A 17,344-nucleotide genomic window follows, 5' to 3' on the forward strand; every position below is an offset into this window, starting at 1 on the left:
GCGCAGCCTCTCTATTTATTATAAATCACCGGAGTTTTGAATTCCCAACATTTCCACAGTTTATCACCTGTCGCTAGTTCAGCCATAAAATGACTTACATTTATTCTGCTTGTTTTACCCGCATTGAATATTGGGCTGCTTACCGGAGATTCACAAACTTCATATGGGCTCTCTTCATCATGATTGACTAATGTATCCGGCCGTACGGCAATCCATCCGACATTTTCGTCTTCTTTACCCATTCTGGCAATCAAATAATTTGCAGCCTTAACATTATCTCGATGAGGAGGAAGCAAGAGCTTTAGTAAGGAAAAGATGATTTTTTCTCCCGGTGAATTTGTCTCTCCCGATAACGTATTCGTATAACCTGTTGTACTCATCAGTATGAGTTTTACTCTTTGGTCAGCCCTTTTTGGGACTGTCTCACAGATTCTTTTTATTGCATCAAATACCAAATATCGAGGTTTGCCGAACATCCCTTTGAGCGTAACATTGTGACCAAGACAGGAGATAACGACATCACAATCACTTATAAGGTGATTCATCTCAGCATCATTTAATTCGTTAATATTCCCCTTTACGATTTCCACTAATGGATGTTCTTGTACGTCTACGGGAAGAACAGCACTCTTTCTGATGAGAATTCGAATATGGATTTGTCTTTTGATAAATTGCCTGACGACTTGTTTGCCGGTTGCGCCGCTTGCTCCAAGCACTAATACTCTCATATTCCATCTCCGTTATCATTAGATTTTATTTCAACTTGATTGAATCCTCTGAATATTAGAAGTATTGCAAGAAACATCTCGCAAATAGCTATTGGCGCATTTAGGATAAAGTAGACCGGGCTCGCTAATATTATGATGTTCAACATCAACAGTAACGTAGCCAGAAGAGCCAAGGTAGAACCGATTATACCCCATATCGATAACCATCTTGGGATAAGTCTAATTTTATATAGGCAATAATAGAGCATCAAACCCCCAATACTCCATGGCAATATCATCCCTATATGATTCAAATTATCTCTGCCTTGTCTAAACAATTCAGCTATAACTTCAAAATACAATGAGTCAGCTTGACCGGCAGCTGCAGAACTCTGACTCAATCCTAATAAAAGAAGAAGAGAGCCTATACCGGCAAAGAGAAAGCCTGAGCCAATAATCCTGAAACCGAAATATCCCACCGCCAGACTTTTGTTGTATTTTTTAATTATTAGATATAATAATACGGTTATCGTGACATATACTACAGCCATTGCCGCTTGAAAAAAAAGTTGCGACCAAAACTTGCATTTCGATCTCTGACAACTTTTCAAGGTAATCTGAACGTTCTAATGCAGGAACAGAGCTAAATATTCCAAAAACAAAACTGAATATAAGCAGCAGCCCAAGATAGACAGCCGTTTTTCTGTTGGTTTGTATGACTACACCCCCTTTTGCTTTCTGGTAATTATGCGCTTTGCTTATCATTCAGAAGCTCATTAAGGGCCGTTTGACTGAATCCCCTGATGATCAGCCAGAGTGCCGTAGCCATCTCCTGTACGGCCAATGGTACATACAAAATATCCAAGTGAAGGTCGAGTCCGAATAATACGAGAGGGATAAGTTTGGTGAGATAGAAGAGGGTGTATAAAAATATGGCCCCGATGTTAAAAACAATCGTCAGAACGGGGGGTTATGATGTCTTTGGTCTGTAGCAGGACATGACCAACAACCTGTAACGAAGCCGCCTCTGCCTGAGCGGCAGTGAATTCTTTGCTGAATGCGCCTAGGTTAAGCTGAGAAGGATTGGCGGCGATTCGGGTTAAAAAAAATCCTCTCCAGCAAGCAAATCCTTGGTAACAACAAGACTTAAAATCCCCGATACCGTTCCGATGATGTACGATCACGGCTGTCATTCTGTAAGTTTTCATTTTATGTTCTCCCTCCCACCTGATCTTTGAATATTATATTTGCTGCAAGGTTTGACCGAGTAGATACTAAAGTATTAAAGTATGGTTCGAAATAAAAAAAGGCCCAAGCATTGCCTCTAGGCATTGCTTAAGACCGGAGTAAGTTAAATCAGTCCGAGTTCCCTGGCACGGGCGATCGCTTCGGTTCGCCGTTTAACCTGTAATTTATCAAAAATGTTGCGATTATACCCCTTCACCGTACTTAAGGCCAGGAAAAGTCGATCACCTATTTCTTGATTGGAGAGGCCTTGGGCGATCAGTTGCAGAACTTCCAGTTCACGCTCGCTTAAGGCATCGATTAAAGGTTCGAAGCGGATGGGGGGCCTGTGAATAGCGAAATCATTGAGCTTCTGTTCATTATAAATATTAGACAGTAAAAACCCGGTATAATCCGGCTGGATCCGACGGATAGCCGCTTCCGTTAATAAATCAAACATGGGCTTTCCTTCGTCAACAAAAAGACGAACGAAACCCTCATTCTCCGCCAGCGTCAAAGCATCATTTAATCTTTGAAGCGCCCTCTCCATATTGCCTTGGACCTGAAACGCCAATGCTTGGAGTACAAGAAGCTTAAGCTGTTCGTTCTTCCATTGCTTCGCTTTCGCTTGGTCATACAAAGGACCCAGTATTGCCAGGGCCGCTCTTGCGTTCCCTTGGATCATATCGATTCTTGACTGAAGAACAGGCCATTTACTAGTTTTCAGAAGCTTTACGGCTTCCGGAAAGTTGCCGCGATGAAGAGAAATAAGAAGTTCCAAGTGCTGAACTTCGCCCAAAAGGTGTGTAAAGGATCGTTCTTGCACTTCATGACGAGCTTTAGTTAACAAAGCTTCCGATGCAGAAATATCTTGTCTGGCGAGTTTCAATTTTGCAGCAAATAATTCACTATCGGATAGCCTATCCGTATTCTCGATCTGCCTGGCCAACAGGATACTCTGTTGTATATGTTGTTCGGCTGCCTCCAAATCGTTCCATTCATAGAAGATTCGAGCCATGCCTAAATATGCATCACAAGCGGCCGGCAGTGGCGGTTCGCCAGCTAGTTCAATGACTTGTTTATAGGTTCGCACGGCCAGGTTCAACTGATTGTCGAGCTCCTGGATCTGGCCTGTACCTAAAGTTGCCATAAGCGTAATAATCAGGTGTCCCATTCGCTTGCTTATCGATAACGCTTCGGTATAAGCTCGTCTGGCGGCTGCGCGATCGCCCTGCAGCTGGTAGGCAACGCCTAACGTCCAGGTTGTCGCTGCGCGCACAGGTAGATTATTCGGATGCAGATGATCCAGCGCGAGGAGTGATTGGGCAATAATGGTATCCGTCTCGTTCCGAGTGACTCCAAGCGTGGCCCGGATCGATGCTATATGCCCGATTAGATCATGATCTACCTCATGGGGATCGATATGTTTCATGGCCGCTTCGGCAGCGGATAGTTTTTGTTCGATTCCGTTCAATTGACCGGTCATCAATAGGGCGGAGGCATAAATCACCCAAAGCGATGGCCGCTCATTGAGCGTGGACTCATCCTGGCGCTTCAACCAATTTAATACAGGCTGTGCGGCGCCGCGAAAATGTAGAGGCATTCCCCTTCCTTCGATTAATGTTGCGGCCCGATCCACATCTTGAGACGCCACAGCGTGCTGAAAAGCTTCGATCTCAAGTTCATTCTCTTCAAACCAATGGCTTGCCCTGATGTGCAGAACGGCAATCTCATTGGCTTTATCCTTATAGGCATGATAAAAACGCTGTCGCAACAAATCGGCAAAAAGATGATGATAGCGGTACCAATGACGCTCGCTATCCAACGGGATGATGAAGAGGTTGGAACGCTCAAGATACTCCAGGATTTCATATCCTCCCATGCCATTCTGTAGAACTGCATCACAGAGGGAACCGCAAAATCGATCAAGAATGGAGGTATGAAGCAAAAAGGTCTGAACCTTTTCGGACTGCTGCGTAAGGACTTCCTCCATTAAATAGTCCAACACAAAACGGTGGCTGCCGGTAAAGGACGAGATGAATTGGGCCGTATTCGAACAGCCCTGCATAGAGATAGCGGCTAAATGCAACCCGACAATCCACCCTTCTGTGCGTGCCCCTAGAGAAAATACCTCTGCAGACGATAGATTAAACCCCATGATTTGGTTTAAAAATAACGTCGCTTCATGCCGGGTGAAACGCAGGTCGTTTCCACGCAGTTCGGTCAATTGGTTTTTTGCCCGTAATCTGGCGATCGGCAGCTGCGGCTCTTCGCGCGTCATGATGATCAAATGCATCTGTAACGGTTGATTATCGATTAGAAAAGACAGAGCATCATGCACGGATTGAGATTCAATGACGTGATAGTCATCAAGAACGAGAATAAATGGATCTGAACCGGATGATATTTCATTGACTAAAGCAGTAAGGATGTATTTGATCGGCAACGGTTGCGGAGATTGCAACGCTTTCCATACACCTTGGTCGTTAACGTTAACGCTCTTCTTTATTGCAACGATAAGAAGAAGGAGAAATCGCACAGGATCATTGTCACCTTCATCCAGCGATAACCAAGCGGCCCGATGTCTACAGTCAGCCAGCCACTCGCTGACCAACGTGGTTTTACCATAGCCTGCAGAAGCGGAGATAAGCGTTAGTTTTCCTCGCTGACCCTCATACAAGCGTTTGAACAAATGTGAGCGTTGAACCACATTCGATCGCGCTGGAGGAATATGCAGCTTTGTGGTTAATATAGGTATGTTCATAAAATTTCTTCACCACGTTTTTCATTTTTACGCACAATCGAGGCAGCTTCTCTACCGTACTTGCACAATGACACAACTTTTAGGTTCATCGCCCCACCTCAATTCGTTACCTTCCACTTATACCCCATGCCTCTGACCGTCAACAGGATTTGCGGATGATTGGATATATCGAAAACTCCTTATCATATTGTTGTTTTGTAATGTAGGAAGATTTATCAAGTTGCGAATTGATCAGAGTAATTTCTTTATTTAATTTCAACTTGACCACCAGGCATCTCCCAGCCTCTTCTTGGTCCTTTAATAAGTAACAATTCGTTTTTGTCATTTATTACAATTGCACCTGCCGAAACTATATGCTTTGGTGGATTCATAAACTCACTCCTTAATAGATTGATCTAAGAATGATCTAAGGTATTTTTGTTTTTATATGCTCTTCGCAGGTTTCATATAACGTCATATTCACGAACTTCGTGAATACCTCCATCATACGTGCATTGCTGAACTTCGTAAACACTCCAACTCCTAAGACACCCAAAGCTTTTTGGGTTTACTCCTACTCAAACAAAGCCTTCCGTCCTACTGTCCGAATAAACTTCTTCTACGAAATCAATCTCCGACTGTTTTCACGCAAACAGGCGACAGCACGAAAACTGTCGCCTGAAAGATATCCAGGTTTTTCAAAACACTAGTATAGCAGGATACGTCCAGTATTGCGAAAGAGCAAATTTTCTCAGTTGTATAGATACACCCAGGACTCTGAAGTAAATCGGAAATACGGGTTGACCACCATTCGGAGGCAAGCTTGGCCGTGGGAAGCCGTGACAGATCACCTCGTTTTCCAATTCGTCCGAATTGCCCAATCGTTATAGTACTCCTTATCCTGCTGTCCTCATCTTCTCTTCCCCAATCACTTTCTCTCGCCGTTTATGCCGCAAATAGAGGCGCGTTTCAGCCACAACCACCCCGGACAAACCAAGCAGGGCAATCAGGTTCGGCAGCGCCATCAGTCCATTCACAATGTCTGCGAGAAGCCAGATCGCCTGAAGCTTGATAAACGCGCCCGCTCCAACCAGAACGATAAACACGATGCGGTAAGGCAGGATGGACTTGACGCCAAATAAATATACCATGCAGCGCTCGCCGTAATAGTTCCAGCCCAAAATCGTCGTAAACGCAAATAAAATGAGGCAAAACATAAGAATGAAGGAACCAAACGGCATGGCCGCATCAAAAGCGGCTTGGGTCATCTCAGCCCCTTCCGCCGCCCCATTCCATGAGCCGGTCACAATCAGCGTCAAGCCGGTCAGCGTGCATACAATAATCGTATCTATAAAAGTACCCGTCATCGACACAAGTCCCTGCTCTGCAGGCCACTTTACCTTGGCCGCCGCGGCTGCAATCGGCGCGCTCCCAAGGCCGGACTCATTGGAAAATACGCCTCTTGCCACGCCGTTGCGAATGGCCATCATGACCGTAGCGCCGAGGAATCCGCCGCCTGCCGCAGTCGGGTTGAACGCGCTTTGAAATACGAGCGACAGCGCATATGGAAGTTTGTCAGCGAAAACAACAAGCACGAAACAGCTTGTTGCCACATAGGCAATGGCCATGATGGGCACCACTTTGGTAGTCACCTTTGTTATTTTTTTGAGCCCTCCGATGGTCACCAATGCCGTCAAAGCCGTCACCACAGCTGCAGTTGCAGCGGCTGGAACTCCCAAACTTGACTGCGTAGACGTTACAATGGCATTGACTTGCGGGAAGGTGCCAATCCCGAAACATGCGACCAATACCCCGCTCACAGCGAAAAATACGGCCAGCGGTTTATATCTCGCGCCCAAACCTTGTTCAATATAATACATCGGGCCGCCCGAGACTTGCCCATTCTCGTCTATCTTCCGGTATTTCACGGCCAGTACGCCTTCGGCGTATTTGGTCGCCATGCCAAAAAAAAGCGGCCAACCACATCCAGAACAGCGCTCCCGGTCCGCCTATTTGAATCGCCGTCGCTACACCGACAATATTCCCCGTCCCGATCGTGGCAGCCAGGGCGGTAGCGAGCGCGCCAAAGCTGGTGACGTCTCCTTGCCCTTCATTTTTCGCGGTAAAAATGAGCCTCAGTGCCAGCGGCAGACGAAACACTTGCAGCAAACCGAGGCGGATCGTGAAAAAGATCCCCGTTCCCACCAACAATACCAACAGCGGCGGCCCCCATACAAAATGATCCACACGGTTTAACCATTCTTCCAACATGTTCATCCTCTTCCCCTCTTCATCGATATCGATGTGTCTCGCGACACGAAAAAGAGCCAAATCGATAGATTTGACTCTGGGGACATTTTTGCAGAAACGCAAATAAAACGATAGGTGATACTAATCACGAATCCGAATAATAATGCATATCATCTGCAATCCCTGTCCTTTTACCTGAGAGTTTTAACGTGTGGTGACACGTCTTGCCCCTTCGGTGCCCCGTTTCAGCGGAGTCTCTCCAGAGTTCTGTCCGTACACGGTCCTGCTTGCGTGCAATCCTTTAAAGATTGAAACAAACGCCTGAGAGTTTTGCCCCTTCGGCCAGGCTGGTGCCTGTCTCCCGCATACTTCATCCAGTTTATGAAGTTGTTCATCTATTATAGAAAACCGGCTTCGATTGCGCAAGGATGTTTGATATGGAAATAACCTCCATGCCACCACCGTACTTGAATTTAACGGGAATGATTCCTCTTTTAAAAGAATACATATAGGTTGAAAATCTATCATTTAATCCCTGTCCATGACATGGATTGCAAAGGAGTGAATGTCCATTGTCGCAAATCCAACTTAGTCCGAAGGTAGAATCCTTTTTGCAGGGCACCAAAAAGCTATTTATCGATGGGGAATGGGTTGAATCCGTTCAGAACAACGAATTTTCCTCCATCAATCCGGCTACCGGAGAAGTGCTGGCGGTTGTGGCGGAAGCGAGAGAGGAGGATGTGGATCGAGCGGTAAAGGCTGCCCGTCAAGCATTCGACCAGGGAGAATGGTCGACGATCAGCGCGGCGGATCGCGGCCGTCTCATCTATAAGCTGGCCGACCTCATTGAAGCGAACAAGCAAGAACTGGCCGAGCTGGAGACGCTGGACAACGGCAAGCCGCTGCGGGAAACGTTGGCGGCCGATCTTCCCTTGACCATCGAGCATTTCCGCTATTACGCCGGATGGGCAACGAAAATAGTCGGACAAACCATCCCTACGGCGGGCAACTTTCATACCTATACGAGGCATGAAGCCGTCGGGGTCGTCGGGCAAATCATCCCGTGGAACTTCCCTCTCCTGATGGCAGCCTGGAAGCTCGGAGCCGCCCTGGCCACCGGCTGCACCGTCGTCCTGAAGCCTGCGGAGCAGACGCCGCTTTCCGCCTTGTACCTGGCTCAACTGACACAGGAAGCAGGTTTCCCCCGCGGCGTAATCAACGTGATTCCCGGATTTGGAGAGACGGCAGGCGCGCCGCTCGTGCGGCATCCGCAAGTCGACAAGATCGCATTCACCGGCTCCACGATCGTCGGAAAATCCATTATGCGCGAAGCGGCAGACACCGTCAAAAAAAGTGACCCTTGAGCTTGGCGGCAAATCCCCGAACATCATCCTACCGGATGCCGATCTGTCACTTGCGGTGCCCGGAGCGTTACGCGGCATCACATTCAACCAGGGGCAGGTATGTTCAGCTGGTTCGCGGCTCTACGTGCAGAAGAAAATGTACGACAACGTCGTGGCCGACTTGGCATCGGAAGCTCAGCGAATCCGGGTCGGAACCGGCCTCGATCCGGAGACGGAAATGGGACCGCTCGTTTCCTCCGAGCAGCATGACATCGTCAAGCGTTATATCGAAGCCGGATCTGCAGCAGGCGCTGAACTGGTAACAGGCGGCGGGGTTCCGCATCCGCAGGGCTACTTCGTGGAACCGACTATATTCGCGCACGTCGATCCGAAGATGAAGATTGCCCGGGAAGAGATATTCGGGCCTGTCGTGACAGCGATGCCCTACGATACTCTCGACGACTTGATTGAACAGGCCAACCAATCCAACTACGGACTCGCTGCAGGAGTATGGACCCAAAACCTGAAGCACGCGCACTATTTGGCAAGCAAACTCAAAGCAGGTACCGTCTGGGTGAACTGCTATAACGTGTTCGATGCAGCCGCTCCATTCGGAGGTTACAAGCAATCGGGGCTCGGCCGGGAAATGGGCTCTTATGCGCTCGACAATTATACGGAAGTGAAGACTGTCTGGGTAAACATGGACTAGGCAAGTACAACTATTTAATTTAAACCGCAGAAGGCGATCGAGCATCTGTTGCCGAACGGCCACCGGGAGATCGTGTTCCTCAATGGCTATCCTGAAGCGATTCCTTTTACCGCTTGCGTTCACCGGCCATAAGAAAAAACGTCTATCGACGTACTTTCTCAGAAGACAGACCGCAGTTTGCGGAAGTTTTTCTTGCGAGATAAGGTGGCCAATCCTCTGAAGTTTATACTTTCTTATCTCTTGAAAAAAAGCGTCCTTCGCCGTCATGATACGAAGGACGCTCCCATATCCGGGCAGCTATCGCGAGTCCCGCGGGGTTATACATCATAATACCGGCTGCGAACGTATTTACACCGAGAAGATGAGTGGGGCAAAAGATGATAACCCAGAACTGATATGCTTGCTATTCTTACAGAGTTTGAGCGTGATATTATAAAGCCTCTTCGTAAAGGCAATACGTAAAATACAAACAAAACCAGCAAAACATCTTTTCTATGTCGTGCTGGTTTTGTTGAAGTTCATCTTAAATTGTTGCTAGTTCAACGTAATTGCAAATTCCGAGTTCGGCGCACCAGCAAATACAACCGTTCCGTTCTTCGGCAGTTTTACTTTGTTATTGCCGCTCATAACGCTAAAATTGATGCATACTCCCTTCTCATCATACACCGCGAACGAACTCTTCGATGGCAACGCCACGGTCATCGTTTTTCCTGCTGCCGCTTGCGGGATCTTAAACCATTTCGCATGTCCATTTGCTTGCAATGTAACTTTCGATGATTGACCTGCATCAAGCGGTTTTACGTTGGATTCACTTACGTATAAGAAGGTGGCCATCTCCATATATTCATTACCGTGCTCTGTATAGAAACGAGCTTCCTTCGTATCACGCCCATCCATAACGGGAATCTGGAGTTGATGCTTCGCCGTATTCGGACCCGTTATTTTTTTTGCCTTCCCAATAGCCTTCCTTGACAGTGATTTGTGTGATATGAGGTATTAGTTGTCCAAGATAGTTCATGGAACTAAATTTCTCGTTCACAAGATAGAACTTGCCGCCTTCCCGCTTCGCCCATGCAGCAGCGGTTTTCTTCGGTAGCACATTATCTTCTAGTTTTTCGGCTAAATAGTTAATCATTGCAATTTGCCCCAAGCCCGGCGATAATTCATATGTGTTCTCCCTCAAATAAGTTTTTCCATTCTTCTCGGTGACGAAATTGAGCTTGGAGGTACCCTTTTCATTAATAAAGCTTCCATCCGCCGTATATACATATTTTTTCTTCTGGCTTAAATGGTAAGAGCAGTTCTCCCTTCTTCGTAATTTCTATTTTGAAATGACTGTAGGTATTTGCGTAAAGGCCCGCTTTCTTTGCCACGTCTTGAGGCATCTTAGCCTTGACTGGCTTGCCAAAGGTTTTATCCGGCTTTATATCCTTAATCGTACCCTTCTCTTTAAGCGCGGTGAGCAGTAATTTAGTTGCCACCATTTGATTTGTAAGGCTGCTGCCGCCGGATGACAACACAGCCGCTGCCATCTTCTGTTCCGGAAGCACGACCAGTGCAGCATGTTGCAGTATCGTGTCTCCGCCCTTAGCCAAGGCCTTTATCCCATATCTATTGAATGGATATAGTTCCACGCTATCCCATCCAAGACCATAGTTGAACACACTATCTCCATCCCCCGGCCACATTCCTTTTTTATATTCCTCTAGCTCCATCTCCTTGACTGCCTTATTAGAAAGGATTCCTTTTCCCTGTCCCATAAATAATTGTGAGAATCGCACCACATCTTCTGCCGTGGAAGAGATCCCTCCCGAACCAATCACATTCACTGATTCAATAGGAAGCTGCCCTTGATACGTCGGAGTATAAAGTCCAGCGCGCTTTTCGTCTTCCCACTTGTCCTGCGGCGTTTTTCGTATGATTCAACTTTAAGGGTTCTGTAAACCGTTGATGTAGAAATTCAGTAAAACTCATACCGCTGACTCTTTCCACCAAAATCTCGGCCAGCGTAAAGCCGTCGTTGCAGTATACCGAGAACGCGCCAGGGTCCGCCTTCAAGCTTTGGCTGGATAGTTCCCGCAACAAAATATCATGGGCATAAGTATCATTATCTTTAAATAAAAATGCATTATTGAACGTCATACCTGGCAAACCCGAGGAGTGGTTCAACAGCATACGCGGCGTAATGCGCTTGTACCGCTCATCTTTCATCTTGAAATCAGGAACATAGCGGACGACAGGAGCATCCAAATCGACTTTTCCTTCGTCGACTAATTTCATTACAGCCGCAGCTGTATATACTTTACTGGTTGAACCAATCCCGTATAGAGTATCTTTGGTCAGCGGCTGTTTCCCTTCCATATCGTTCTTGCCTGTCTGACCCGACAAAATAATTTTTCCATTATCAATTAGCGCATACTGCACGCTGGTCGTTCCATAGGACTTCGTGAGTAGAGCAGCTTTCTCTGCTGCGATCTTCTTCAGTTCTTGGCTAGCAACTTCTTGGCTTGCCACAACTGTAGTCTTACTGCTGGAAGATGCTATCGCTCCTGTTGGCAGGGTCATGGTCAGCGCCAATGTAGCGGCTAACACCCCAGATAGTTTATTTTTCATGAGAGAATTGCCTCCTTAGATAATGACAATGACATATTTATCCGTTTTTTCTTTTTGGCTACTTGCTAAATTCAGCAAGTAAAATATTTTTAAAAAGATCCGAACTGTTAACTTTACCCATACTGTTCAAACTGACGGCCAACGTATGCCTACCTCCATATGTACCTCCAGCAAAAGTATCAAATCCTGGAATGCCACCTGTGTGTCCCCATATCGAGACTCCGTTTGGAAGTTTAGTTTCATAAATTCCAAGACCATATCCATCGATTCCTTCTATTCCTGTAGGAACTGTAGTAAGCATTTGTTTTAGTTGCTGTTCTTTTAGTAATTTGCCACCGAGCAAGTAGGAAAAGAATTTGTTTAAGTCGTCAGCAGTAGAAATCATCTCTCCAGCCGATTGACCCATACTTGGGTTATAATAAGTAACGTCTTTTAGCTCACTCGCTCCGTCTAGTTGGATATATCCACGAGGATGCTTGGTGCCTGGAATAACGCTTGAATTGCCAGGTAGGAATGTATTCGACAAGTCAAGCGGTTCAATAATCCGATTTTCAATCTCTTCTTCATAGCTGTTTCCGGTTACTTTTTCAATAAGGATACCCAGTAATACGTATCCTGTGTTTGAATAAAACCAGCCCTTTCCTGGAGCAAAGTCCGGGGGCAGAGAAATCCCCATCTTTACTAATTCTTCAGCCGTGTACGATTTTTTCGTATCCATAAGATTAAAGTCTTTTGACCTTGAGTATTCAGCGATACCACTTGTATGGTTCAATATCTGCCGGATCGTAATCCGGTTACCATCATATCCGTTTCCTTGAATGACACCAGGCAACCATTTTTCAATGGAATCGTCTAGATTCAAGCGGTTCTCTCCGGCTAATTGAAGTACAACCGTTGCGGTGAACGTCTTCGTCACGCTGCCAATGCGAAAGCGAAAATCTGTTTCCATTGGTTTCTTGGTTCTCAGATCTGCTATCCCAGCGGCATAACTCCACGTTTTTCCACTCTCAAAAGTTTTAGCAAGTATCCCCGGGTATCCAAGTTGCAATGTATCCCGCATTGCTTGCTTGACGGAAGCACGATCTCGTTGAATACTTGTTTGTAACGAACTAGATACACTTTGAGCGGGCTCTGCTTTTACAATTGGGGTTGGTGTTGTTGTGTATAACAGGGAACTTCCAGCTATTAAAAGGGCCAAACTTGCAAATGTAATTTGACTACGTGTTTTCATAAGGCATTCCACTCCTCTATTCATATGGTATGGGTGGTTGCTTGTTGTTTCGTACTGCACAGCTAACATCTCCACCAATGACAAAAGGGCAACATGAATTCGTAATCATCTTTACTGGTTTGTTTTTCACATAAGTATATCTTATCTACTCCCCCCTCACCTTCTTTATATTTTTATCCTACACAGTAAAAATTTCTTTTTTTCTTATTCATTCCTTACAAATCCATTACGTTCAAAATAGCTTCCATAATAGGTTAGAAGGAGCATCTGTGCTCGGAAAATGCAAAGTATTTTCCAATAAATCAAAAAGAAACATAGAAGTTTTTCACTTCTATGTTTCTTTTTTCGTCCTTAAATTATTTAAGATTCGATTTACTCCGAACAGGTTGAATTCCGGCCCTTTCGGAGGCTGACCGCAATCGTGGATTGGCCGGGAAATGGGCTAACAAGGATTCCTTGCCTCTCTATGGTTTGCTGCTTTTAGATAGTGAATGATCCTTCTTTTTTGCGATTTTACGCTGCATGCTCCAGCTTCAGCAGTTCATCCGTTCGCACGCACTTCAAGCCTCTTCGCTCGGTCTCGGACAGGATGTCCCGAAGCACCGTCAGCATTTGTCCGGGGGCTTCTTTGTCAGCTCCGAAAGTATCGCCGCTATCATGCAATACGATGACAGCCCCGGGACGGATATGCTCGGACAGCAGATTATGCAAATGACGTTCACCCGTATTCAGTTTCCAGTCGCGCGCGATAACCGACCATAACACGAGCCGATATGCCTTGCGAAGCAGGAACAGGTCCATAATGTTCAAAATCCCCCAAGGAGGACGATAGTAGGTCGGACGTTCTCCCGTAATTCGTTCGATAATGTCTGCAGATCGTTCAACGTGCTTTCGACGTATGTTTCTTGGAGACATGATCCAATTCAGCATATGCGTATAATTATGAATGCCGATCTGATGTCCTTCCACGTGCATGCGCTTCACTAACTCCGGATATTTCTCCGCCTTGCTGCCGAGAACGAAGAAGGTTGCCTTCACGCCTCGGTCCCGAAGAAGATCAAGCAGCTTGGGCGTATAGCGAGGATCGGGTCCATCATCGAATGTGAAGGCAACATGGCGCACTGCCCGCTTACGATTTGCCTTGCGAAAAACTCCCCAACCGAATATTCGAGTCAGCAGGAAAGGCAGCCCCATATAAAGCGCAATCAAGAAAATGAGTAAACCTGCAATGGGATGGTCCATAATTACGCCTTCGCCTCGCTTGCATATCGATTTACCAAAGACGTTCGGGACATCATGAGCATTTTCGGCACGAGCTTCGATCTCTGCTGCTTTAATCGTTTGGCCCCTTCTGGATTGAGCATACGAAGCAGCAAGCGAAGATATACCGTCGATATCCGCTGCATCCACTTCGTCTCCAGCGGATGCAGCTCGAATCCCAATCCATGAATAATGCCGCGATGCAGCAAGGTAATGCCGGTCAAAGCCTTAACCCTTGCCAATTTCGGATCTGATTCGACCGCTCGGCCAATATCCTTCAACGCTTCGCGCAGCCTGCGAGCCGTTACAATCGCGGCCCGATCCGCCCCGACCGTTCGGGATAGCTGCAGAACTTCCCGATTATCAAGGTGAATCTCACAGACTTGATCACCCGCATGTATGTATGTCCCATCCTCACAGCGGATAGAACTACCACGATGGGCGCGAACGACAATTTTGCAAATGCCGAATTGCGACTGGTACACACTTCGAAGCGGCGTTATACGTTCAAATACAGTCTCCCAGGCCATCCACAGCGACTGCAGCATTTTGTTGTATAAGGCGTAACTCACGAAAACATCAATTCCTTCCCTATGTATAAATACATTTATCTTCTTGCTGATAGAAAGTAGTTCTATTCGCCTGCTGTTGATCGTGAAGTGAATGAAGAAGCAGGATTCGATCGAAACTTTCCTAGCACCTTTATAGTACAAGGCTGAATTTTCTTTTTTCTTTCTCTAATCTTACAAGTTTCTTAAGATTCTTACGGCCCAAGTCGAATTCCGACTCGCACAGCAAAAAAAATAGTGCAGCACCTTATCAGTACCGCACTGCTTTGTAAATGGATTAGGTCTTTGTTTTATGTAGACTGAACTTTCTCGGCCGTAAGAACCATGTCATAATAATCGTTCGCATTGCGAATTTCGAAACCGCATGACGTATATAATCCGAGCGCGTTCTCATTCTCCACCGCAACCTCCAAAGCTACTTCAGCGGCTTCATTTTGACTCTTGATGGTGTGAATCATATGCCGCAGATCCATCTGCCGTATCCCTGCTTCCGATGCGCCGCCAAGATGCAAAATCCGAAAATGAACGCTTTATTTTCATCCAGCTGCACATGAATTTTTCCGATTGGCAGCGGCTCGCCGCCCTCTTGCAGCAGTTCGGCAATGTACGTTTTATCGGATTCTGAACGAAAAGAACTCTGCGCAAATTCCCTCGCATCCGCTTCTGTCACATCGAACCCGCCCATGTTCAGCCGAGTGAGCAGTTCAATGTCGGTTGGGTCAGCTTGGCGAAGCTCAAGCTTCAGCTCAGAGGGAAGCGAGTTGCTTGGGTCTTCATCCTTCTTTTCCCCAAGCTGCATCCAATATTCCGAGAAGCTGTAATTCGCTCCTATACTCTTTGCATACTCCCTCCCGGATTCCGAACGCCGTTCGCAGATGAAGATAAACCTCCCCGTTTTTCGCCGAAGACATTCCTCTTGAGCGGCACGGACGAGTTGCCCGAATATTCCTTGGCGACGATATTCCGGATGCACCATACCGCTCACTTCTGCCTCTGACGACTGGAACTGATAGAGACCGAGAAACCCGGCAAGTTGCTCGCCAACGTAATACAGAAAACCAATTATTGAATTGCTCTTCTGATCTTGCAAGGTGTCCCAATTCAATTTCAGAATGATTTGATCATGCTCGTTGCACAGGTCAGCCAATTGACGAATGGAAGCAAGCTTTTCCGAGTCAAATCGCTTAAACGCATGTACGCCATCTTGGATCAATGCCTGTTCATCTCCTTTGGTGGAGGCCGTTCGCACGGTCCTCTTTTGCCCACGCCTTCACTTGCTCTTTACTGAATCGTATTTTCACGATAGTTTATTCCTCATTTCATGTATTTCCGCAACGCTAATGTTGCCGGCTAACGGCATGCCGCAATGTTAGTTCATATTAACACCTTCCATGTATTATCTACAAGTCATGTTCTTAATAGTGTTTTTTTTGTTAGCTTTTAGATCTTCAAATACAGGTCTTTGGACTGAACTTAAATCTGAAATATGTATATCTTCCATATCGATGAATTTTAGTTGTAGAGATTCGTTCGATGCATCATTATAGAGTAAGATTTGTCCGTCTTCTCCTACTTTTCCTTGCAAGTCTACTTCTGCATTGAATAAGAACATTACAAAAACAACTTCATTTCCATCCGGATATGTATACTGCATTCTCTCACCGCTATATACGGCGTAAAAATGATATTTCAGTACTTCAAGTCCAGTTTCTTCAAGCACTTCTCTTATCATTGTGGCTTCGATCGTTTCTCCCGGTTCCATACCTCCACCAGGTAATCCCCAGTTGCCATAATCCGATCTTTTTTGAAGCAATATTCTGCCTTGATTATCTCTTATGATCGCTCCTGCAGTAACGATTATTTTCACGGTTGGGATCTGTTCCTTTCTGCTTAATATTGCGTTGAGTTGATCAGCTGCTACCACTATTTAGCTAAAACAAGTACATATCATCATGATATTTCCATCTGGATCTTTAAAAGAGAACTCAGATAAATCCGGGAATGTTTGAATCTCGTTCACGATCTCGGCACCTAGATCTTTAACATGTTGATAGGCTGCATTTATATCCACGGCACTCAAATTAAAGAGTGGATGATTCAGTGGTTTGATTTCGTGCATGTCATCAAAACAATGATTATCCAGCGTTAACCCCGGTCGCCCTGCTCCCATATCGAATGTATAAATTGGTCCTTGAACCGGGCCCTTAACATCTACGCCCAGAAGTTTGCTATACCATTCAACTGATTTCTCTAGGTCGGTTACATGAATAAATATGGTATCAACTCTATTAGCAATTGGGTTTTTCATAATGTATATACCTCCGTGATTTTAGCCATACTTTTTTCAAAAAAAGAGACAAGACGTCGGCCCACATGCATTTCTTCTTAAAGTCATTCCCTACATGTACTTAGTCATATATCCAAACAAGTTGTCCTTTTCTCATTTTTGCAACATAAATAATCTGGCCTGTATGATAATGAACCTTTCTTACCATGGCTATCATCAAATTAAGGGCAGTTGTGGACTGTCAACAGTAAATCAGACAACTTTTTTTAAGGGCTGCAGCTTTGTACTGAACTGGTGTCATGTAACCTAGTGAGCCATGAACTCGATGCCTGTTGAACCAGTTCACATAATCATATAATTCTACGTTTAGATGGTGAAGACTTTGGAAATTGATTTGATTTATGAACT

General features: G+C 45.8%; 14 protein-coding genes, 4 pseudogenes and 2 riboswitches. Of the genes and pseudogenes, 1 reads left to right on the top strand and 17 read right to left on the bottom strand.

Annotated features, from left to right (window positions below):
- Positions 1-11: 11 nt before the first annotated feature.
- The 6 genes and pseudogenes from XI25_RS18130 to XI25_RS18150 all read right to left on the bottom strand — a co-directional run bounded on the left by XI25_RS18130 (position 12) and on the right by XI25_RS18150 (position 6,951).
- On the bottom strand, positions 12-728 hold the full coding sequence (locus XI25_RS18130; protein WP_046679622.1) for an NAD(P)-binding oxidoreductase: 717 nt from the start codon (positions 726-728) through the stop codon (positions 12-14).
- Entirely contained in the window at positions 725-1,318 is a 594-nt protein-coding gene (locus XI25_RS18135) for a DUF4386 domain-containing protein (RefSeq protein WP_160308933.1), read from the bottom strand. Before XI25_RS18135 ends, XI25_RS18130 begins: the two co-directional genes overlap by 4 nt.
- 333 nt (positions 1,319-1,651) lie before the next feature.
- On the bottom strand, positions 1,652-1,915 hold the full coding sequence (locus XI25_RS18140) for a hypothetical protein (RefSeq protein WP_046679623.1): 264 nt from the start codon (positions 1,913-1,915) through the stop codon (positions 1,652-1,654).
- Positions 1,916-2,058: 143 nt separating this feature from the next.
- On the bottom strand, positions 2,059-4,695 hold the full coding sequence (locus XI25_RS18145) for a LuxR C-terminal-related transcriptional regulator (RefSeq protein WP_046679624.1): 2,637 nt from the start codon (positions 4,693-4,695) through the stop codon (positions 2,059-2,061).
- A gap of 254 nt (positions 4,696-4,949) precedes the next feature.
- A pseudogene (locus XI25_RS32315) lies at positions 4,950-5,066 on the bottom strand (NUDIX domain-containing protein); the annotation flags it as partial.
- A 504-nt stretch (positions 5,067-5,570) separates the two neighbouring features.
- A pseudogene (locus tag XI25_RS18150) lies at positions 5,571-6,951 on the bottom strand (alanine/glycine:cation symporter family protein).
- Positions 6,952-7,097: 146 nt separating this feature from the next.
- A riboswitch (glycine riboswitch) is annotated at positions 7,098-7,197 on the bottom strand.
- A gap of 11 nt (positions 7,198-7,208) precedes the next feature.
- Positions 7,209-7,298, bottom strand: a riboswitch (glycine riboswitch).
- A 198-nt stretch (positions 7,299-7,496) separates the two neighbouring features.
- On the opposite strand from XI25_RS18150, the pseudogene XI25_RS18155 reads away from it, so the two are divergent.
- Positions 7,497-8,976: pseudogene (locus XI25_RS18155) on the top strand (aldehyde dehydrogenase family protein).
- A gap of 534 nt (positions 8,977-9,510) precedes the next feature.
- Here XI25_RS18155 and XI25_RS34950 read toward each other — a convergent pair.
- From XI25_RS34950 to XI25_RS36940, 11 genes and pseudogenes are all read right to left on the bottom strand, one after another.
- Complete coding sequence (locus XI25_RS34950; RefSeq protein WP_235439969.1) at positions 9,511-9,873, bottom strand: hypothetical protein; 363 nt, start codon at positions 9,871-9,873, stop codon at positions 9,511-9,513.
- On the bottom strand, positions 9,860-10,111 hold the full coding sequence (locus XI25_RS34955) for a hypothetical protein (protein ID WP_235439970.1): 252 nt from the start codon (positions 10,109-10,111) through the stop codon (positions 9,860-9,862). The genes XI25_RS34950 and XI25_RS34955 overlap by 14 nt, the downstream gene beginning before the upstream one ends.
- Positions 10,112-10,214: 103 nt before the next feature.
- A pseudogene (locus tag XI25_RS34960) lies at positions 10,215-11,589 on the bottom strand (serine hydrolase domain-containing protein).
- A gap of 58 nt (positions 11,590-11,647) precedes the next feature.
- The gene (locus tag XI25_RS18175) at positions 11,648-12,820 is read right to left on the bottom strand and encodes a serine hydrolase domain-containing protein (protein ID WP_046679627.1); all 1,173 of its coding nucleotides are present in this window, start codon (positions 12,818-12,820) and stop codon (positions 11,648-11,650) included.
- A gap of 513 nt (positions 12,821-13,333) precedes the next feature.
- The gene (locus XI25_RS18180; protein ID WP_046679628.1) at positions 13,334-14,062 is read right to left on the bottom strand and encodes a polysaccharide deacetylase family protein; all 729 of its coding nucleotides are present in this window, start codon (positions 14,060-14,062) and stop codon (positions 13,334-13,336) included.
- 2 nt (positions 14,063-14,064) lie between these two features.
- Positions 14,065-14,652, bottom strand: a complete 588-nt coding sequence (locus tag XI25_RS18185) for a YkoP family protein (protein ID WP_152669166.1) — start codon at positions 14,650-14,652, stop codon at positions 14,065-14,067.
- Positions 14,653-14,939: 287 nt separating this feature from the next.
- Positions 14,940-15,122 (bottom strand): N-acetyltransferase, encoded by a 183-nt coding sequence (locus XI25_RS31455; protein ID WP_052759666.1) that lies wholly within the window; start codon positions 15,120-15,122, stop codon positions 14,940-14,942.
- Positions 15,104-15,862 carry a GNAT family N-acetyltransferase gene (locus XI25_RS18190; protein WP_052759667.1) on the bottom strand — a complete coding sequence of 253 codons (759 nt, stop codon included), beginning with the start codon at positions 15,860-15,862 and terminating at the stop codon, positions 15,104-15,106. The genes XI25_RS31455 and XI25_RS18190 overlap by 19 nt, the downstream gene beginning before the upstream one ends.
- A 183-nt stretch (positions 15,863-16,045) precedes the next feature.
- Complete coding sequence (locus tag XI25_RS18195; protein WP_046679642.1) at positions 16,046-16,525, bottom strand: NUDIX domain-containing protein; 480 nt, start codon at positions 16,523-16,525, stop codon at positions 16,046-16,048.
- Between the two features lie 51 nt (positions 16,526-16,576).
- On the bottom strand, positions 16,577-16,957 hold the full coding sequence (locus tag XI25_RS18200; RefSeq protein ID WP_046679629.1) for a VOC family protein: 381 nt from the start codon (positions 16,955-16,957) through the stop codon (positions 16,577-16,579).
- 220 nt (positions 16,958-17,177) lie between these two features.
- A complete protein-coding gene (locus XI25_RS36940) occupies positions 17,178-17,339 on the bottom strand; it encodes an IS3 family transposase (protein ID WP_442950412.1) in 162 nt (53 codons plus the stop codon).
- Positions 17,340-17,344: the final 5 nt, after the last annotated feature.

The organism is Paenibacillus sp. DMB20 (assembly GCF_000987955.1).
In the GTDB taxonomy this organism is placed as follows: Bacteria; Bacillota; Bacilli; order Paenibacillales; family Paenibacillaceae; genus Paenibacillus_AQ.